Source organism: Bradyrhizobium sp. (assembly GCF_019242285.1).
GTDB lineage: Bacteria > Pseudomonadota > Alphaproteobacteria > Rhizobiales > Xanthobacteraceae > Bradyrhizobium.
Genome location: NZ_JAFAVV010000765.1, coordinates 1 through 5,240, shown reverse-complemented (window position 1 = coordinate 5,240; position 5,240 = coordinate 1). Strand labels below are relative to the sequence as shown.

General features: G+C 59.0%; 7 protein-coding genes. 5 read left to right on the top strand and 2 right to left on the bottom strand.

What is annotated here, in order from left to right; translation table 11 throughout:
* From JOY90_RS31280 to JOY90_RS31265, 4 genes are all read left to right on the top strand, one after another.
* Positions 1-292 (top strand): lipocalin-like domain-containing protein (locus JOY90_RS31280; protein ID WP_291694955.1); only part of this gene is annotated, 292 nt, incomplete at its 5' end.
* 207 nt (positions 293-499) lie between these two features.
* Positions 500-988, top strand: coding sequence for a lipocalin-like domain-containing protein (locus tag JOY90_RS31275; RefSeq protein ID WP_291694954.1), 489 nt, complete (start codon positions 500-502; stop codon positions 986-988).
* 209 nt (positions 989-1,197) lie between these two features.
* On the top strand, positions 1,198-1,923 hold the full coding sequence (locus JOY90_RS31270; RefSeq protein WP_291694953.1) for a hypothetical protein: 726 nt from the start codon (positions 1,198-1,200) through the stop codon (positions 1,921-1,923).
* A gap of 451 nt (positions 1,924-2,374) precedes the next feature.
* On the top strand, positions 2,375-2,821 hold the full coding sequence (locus JOY90_RS31265) for a hypothetical protein (RefSeq protein WP_291694952.1): 447 nt from the start codon (positions 2,375-2,377) through the stop codon (positions 2,819-2,821).
* A gap of 172 nt (positions 2,822-2,993) precedes the next feature.
* On the opposite strand, the gene JOY90_RS31260 is transcribed toward JOY90_RS31265, so the two are convergent.
* Complete coding sequence (locus JOY90_RS31260; RefSeq protein WP_291694951.1) at positions 2,994-3,809, bottom strand: phosphotransferase; 816 nt, start codon at positions 3,807-3,809, stop codon at positions 2,994-2,996.
* 326 nt (positions 3,810-4,135) lie between these two features.
* Here JOY90_RS31260 and JOY90_RS31255 point away from each other — a divergent pair, with 326 nt between their 5' ends.
* The gene (locus tag JOY90_RS31255) at positions 4,136-4,915 is read left to right on the top strand and encodes a Crp/Fnr family transcriptional regulator (protein ID WP_291694950.1); all 780 of its coding nucleotides are present in this window, start codon (positions 4,136-4,138) and stop codon (positions 4,913-4,915) included.
* An 87-nt stretch (positions 4,916-5,002) separates the two neighbouring features.
* Here JOY90_RS31255 and JOY90_RS31250 read toward each other — a convergent pair.
* The coding region (locus JOY90_RS31250) for a hypothetical protein (RefSeq protein WP_291694949.1) at positions 5,003-5,240 on the bottom strand (238 nt) is incomplete at its 5' end.

Here is a 5,240-nt window from a genome sequence, read left to right as displayed (position 1 = left end):
CATCATCACGGTCATGCGCTCAGACCGTACCAAATATGCAAGCGGCGCGCTCTGGCATGGCACCGCGGAAGAAAACGAAGCAACAGCAAATGGGACCCAGACCTACTTCGGGACGTACTCAGTGAATGAGGCAGACCGCAGCATCGCAGTTCATGTTGAAGGTAGTTCCTTTCCGAATTGGAATGGCGCAGATCAGAAGCGCTTCGTTGCGATCACGGGAGATCAGCTCACGCTAACCATTCGCCCCCCGAGCGGGGAGAGCGTCGATGTGATTTGGAAGCGAGCGAAATGACCACCCACAATCGGGTTGGTTCTGGCTCTTTGCCGAACAAGGTTGACGCCCATTGCCATCTCGGTTCTCGGCAGCGGACCGGACGCAGGCCGTGCTGGCCATGACCGCTGCTTGCGACCCGGAACTGACTTTCCAACCGCTCAATTCCTGCGCTAGTGTCAGCCCACCGAGTACCAAAAAGGGCAGAACATTGGAGGGAAACTTCTTATGTCCAAGTTAAAATGCCTTGTTGCCATCCTTGGGTGGATTATTGCGGCGTATCCGGCCTTTGCCGATGACCGCGAGAAGGTGATCGGCATCTGGAAACTGGTTTCTCAAGAAATTGAAATTCAAGCCACCGGACAGAAAGAACCCGTCTTCGGACGCTCCCCTACGGGATACGCAATTTTCACGGCTGAGGGCCGTGTAATGTTTGTCCTAACTGGAGAGGGGCGCAAGCCACCACAAACGGTCGAAGATCGCGCCGATCTGTTAAACAGCATGGCCGCTTACACCGGCATGTACCGTCTCGAAGGGGACAAATGGATTACGAAGGTCGATGTTGCTTGGAACCCTGAATGGGTGGGCACCGAGCAAACACGGTTCTTCAAATTAGACGGGGATCGCCTTCAAGTCACTTCGACGTGGCGAATAATGCCAAACTGGGCAGATAAGGGGATGCAGAGGAGCCTCCTCGTATTCGAAAAAACGAAATAGAAGTTTTAACAACCTACCTTCGCGGGCCGGGCGACTATGAGTGCATGCGCCGCGCGTGCGTTCCCCAGCGCCTTCGGCTACATCGCATAAGTCTCTTGTTGGCCCGAAGCGGCCATATTCGCCACTTAAGAGGGCAGTTCCCAACACGGAATCCCAACACGGGGCTATTGCCCGCCCAATATTTGAGCCATCCGAACCGGAGCACAGCGATGCGCCGACGGCGCGATGTGAGCTTGGCAGTGGCCGCCGCCTTCACCTTCTTCGTCGCGGGAAGCACGGCCGCGTCGGCTGATTGCCGCGGCGAGGTGGAGACCGCATTTCAGAAGCTCGAGAAGCCGCACCGGCCATACCGAAGCGGAGTGACGGCTGGGGGCTATCGGGCAACCATCGAATTCATTCCACCCGACCGGGTGCGGTTAATCGTGGACTCAGCCAACGACTGGCTGGAGGGAATCCCGGGCTCAGCCAATTGGCTGCGGGGAATCCTGGCCTACTTCGCAGGTCCAGATCCAATCGAAACGATCCAGATCGGCAATCGGACGTGGAAGCGCGTGAACCAAAAGTGGCTTGAGTATAGGTCTCCGAAAATATCTCCCACCGGCCTCCCTCCTCTCGAGATGACGTCTGAGACGGCGTTTGCCTGCCTTGAAGACATCGCCTTCGAGGGCAAGACTTATGCCGGCTACCGAATAAGTTTCCCGCCAACGCGAGGCGCTGTGGTGGTGGAGTTTGGCGCCGACATAAGCAAGACGCAGGAAGAAGTCTCGAGGGCCTGGAAGAACGCACCACCGATCTGGCGCACGATCTTGGTAGACCGTGAGACAGGGCTGCCAGAAAATCAGATACTATCGGATAAGGAGGAACTCGATAGCCCCATATCGAAGATACATTACACCTATCCCAGCGACCTCACCATTGAGCCTCCAGCGCAATAGGCGCTGCGCCGTCGTTTTGGCGGCTGAAGGTTTTTCCTTTTCGAATTCGCCAAGCCCGGCTTATGCCACGATCCAAACAGCCTTGGCGCGCAGAACGTCGTTTCCCGGCACATGGCGCCACATCGCGGACGTGCGGCTGCGGCCGCCATACGACCGTCGCTTTTGACCCGAACGGACAGCACACGCGGCTTGGATTAGTCCGGGATCACGCGTAGTCCTTGCTGATGAATGAGTAGGGAATCGAACTGCCGATGCGTCCAACTGTTCTATTCCAGACCACGCTTGTCGTCGCCGCGCTGGCCGCGGGTTCCAGTGCTGTACTTGCCGGCCACGGCGTACCGGTTGCTGAGTCCTGCCCAGATGCGCCAGAGGTTCGCTACTTCCCAGTCGGCACGTTCGGACCCGTGACTCCGAGTTTGTTCGGGAATGGTACTCGAAGAATCTTGTTGCGATGGGAGAACCCTCGCTTTCTTGCGGGTTGTTGGAGGACACGGAAAGCTATCGTTTCTTATGGCTTCCGTCGTTTCGCAATTCTGTTGCGATACGAGTTTTTCGGGGCAGTGACGACTACGGCCTCGAAGCCGTGATCCTGGATGGCCCCGGCCGCTACGATCCGAAGGCTGGCCGCTACGATCCGGCGCATGTGTCCCGGTGCGTCACGAGGGCATTGTCCCGCGATGAGTGGCAAACGGTCATCGCTCGACTCGAGGAAGTACAGTTCTGGCAGATGACGACGACAGGCGGCAATCTCGGTTTAGATGGGGCCGAGTGGATCGTAGAGGCGCGTCGCCATGGGCGATATCATATTGTCGACCGCTGGGGAGGCTCCGACTCTGCCTTGGGGTCACTCGGAAGGCTTTTTATCAATCTCGCGGATCTAAAGGCTGTCCGCTCCTGACTATGCACTTCCGGAATTGGCCCGATGGAGAAGACCACCAGGGCTACGCCAGGTCGGTTGTCTGAGATGGTGTCGACCAGATTTGCTCGACGTGAGACTTTCGGCCCCTGACAAGGAGACACTGACGGCTCGCTTCGACAGGCTACTCCGGCTCGCGCGCGACCAAAACAATTCACCCCTCCGCGCGCAGGGCCGCCTCGACGCGCTGGATCAGCCGCTCCCGCATGGCAGGTACGGGCACGACCCCGGCGAGCAGGAGGAAGACGCGGACGATCGGCAAATAGGGCTGCATCGCCGCCGTCAGCACCGCAGGGGCTATGCCGGCCAGCCGCGCATACTCCGCCTGCAGAACCGAATTGACCGTGGCCCGCTCAGGATCGTCGGCGTGTTCCGGGCCAATCTCGGCAAGCAGGACATGGCAATTTGCAATCTCGTAGGCGGCGGGCGCACGAGCCGCGCCGAGCCAGTCGATCAGTCTCGGACCCTGCGCCGTCATGATCACGTTGCGGGGCTGAAGATCGGAATGGCACAGCACGTCATCGGGCGTGAGGTGCTCGATCAGCGCGAGGACGCCGGTGGTGATGCGCTCCGGAAGCACGCTGCCGCCGAACCGCAATCTGGCGCCCATCGCCTCGCGCAGCGAGAGGGCGTCCGGCGGCGGTCGCGTCTTGTGAACGGCAAGGCAGAGCGTCGCAAGGGTTGCGCCCGCTTGTTCACGCGTGATGGCGCCCGTGCGCGTAGCCTGCATCAGGGTCGGCCCATCGAACCGCGGCAGCACGATGCCAAAACGGCCGTCCAGGGTGACTTCGCCGAGCACCTCCGGCGCTGGGCCGCCGGCGGCGAAGACCGCGCGGGTCATTTGCGTCTCATGCTGGACGACCCACTGCGGAATACCTGGCTTGGACAACTTGACGACCTGACCGGGCGCCCAGGCGTGGACATCAGCGAAGACGCCTTCGCCGATCTTCTCTCCCAGCGATCCCTGCATGCCCGTTCTCCGCCGTGATAGAGGAAACACCGGCAGCGAGCAAAAAGGAACCCCTCCCGTCGCGGGCCGCCGGACACTATGATCGCCTTTCAACCTGCAGAGACCTTCGTCCACTCTGCCAAATGGTGCCTCCGGTTGTGGCCCGACCGAGAACCGTCAGGCCTACGCCATGTCGGCTGTCTAAGACGGTGCCGACCAAGATTTGCTCGGCATGAGACTTTCAGCCCCGGACCCATCTCGGAAGTCGGGCGGCCAAGTTTGCTGTGCTGCGATAAAGCCACTTCCGGTAAGCTGGCCCCACCGGCTCCAAAGGAGATATGTCCATCATGCTGGACCGCATTCTCGATGCAGCAACCGACAACCTCAGGTTCGCGAAGATTCTGGTCCAAATGGGTCTCGATCCGAACAACGTGACGTGGGACGCCATCTTCAACCGTCTGCTGGAAATCTTTCTGCACAACATCACGCTTGCCAATATGTTCGCCCTGGTCGGCGCGATCTTCTTTGTCGCCACATTGCTGACGCACACGATGGTGCCGCTGCGGGTCGCGAACATGATCGGTTGCGCATTCTTCGCCATCTTCGGTGCGCTCACCGGAGCCGTCACGACCTTTCTTCTTTATCTCCTGATGATTCCCATCAATGCCTACCGTCTCCGTCAAATGCTCGCTCTCGTGAAGAAGGCGCGCACCGCAACACAGGGCGACATGTCGATGGAGTGGCTCAAGCCGTTCATGACCGACCGCAAGTATCGCAGGGGCGATATCTTGATGAAGAAGGGTGACGCGGCCAACGAAATGCTGCTGACCGTCACCGGCAAATTCCGGGTCATCGAAATCAACGTCGAACTTCCGGCGGGGCGTTTGATGGGCGAGCTTGGTTTCCTCACGCTCGACAACCGCCGGACCGCGACGATCGAATGTATCGAGGATGGCCGCGTCCTGACTATCAGCTATGAAAAGCTGCTCGAGATCTACTTCCAAAACCCGCAGTTCGGCTATTACTTCCTTGTCTTGACCAGCCAGCGCCTGCTGGAAAATCTCGCGCGGGCCGAAGCCATCATCGCGCAGAACAAGATCGCGCCGCAGACGCCTGTTGCCAACTGACAGCAATCAGCCGATCAAAAGCAACGTTCGCCGATTCGATGCTTCTCCAGCAGGAAACGCTACTGTGAAAGGCGGGCTCTGCTCGGCTCAAATCGACTCAGACACATCGCGTGTATAGATGATCTCAAGCCGATTGCCGTGCAACTCCACTCTTTTAAGCAGCCCCTCTTTGGGTTCATAGAGTGCCGTCGCTAGTGCTGGCTTCCGGGTGGATCCGCACGAATCAAACTCCGGTTTGCCCCGATACATTTCGAAGAACTCCGCTTTGTCCTGAAACCCCGCTTCTCGGTAGACCAGATAAAGCCCGTCTCGCGTGTCAAGCACG

Excerpts from the sequence above, each read along its gene's own strand:
- JOY90_RS31275 (WP_291694954.1), top strand. The coding sequence starts at position 500 with ATGTCCAAGTTAAAATGCCTTGTTGCCATCCTTGGGTGGATTATTGCG.
- JOY90_RS31260 (WP_291694951.1), bottom strand. The coding sequence starts at position 3,809 with ATGCAGGGATCGCTGGGAGAGAAGATCGGCGAAGGCGTCTTCGCTGAT.
- JOY90_RS31270 (WP_291694953.1), top strand. The coding sequence starts at position 1,198 with ATGCGCCGACGGCGCGATGTGAGCTTGGCAGTGGCCGCCGCCTTCACC.
- JOY90_RS31265 (WP_291694952.1), top strand. The coding sequence starts at position 2,375 with ATGGGAGAACCCTCGCTTTCTTGCGGGTTGTTGGAGGACACGGAAAGC.
- JOY90_RS31255 (WP_291694950.1), top strand. The coding sequence starts at position 4,136 with ATGCTGGACCGCATTCTCGATGCAGCAACCGACAACCTCAGGTTCGCG.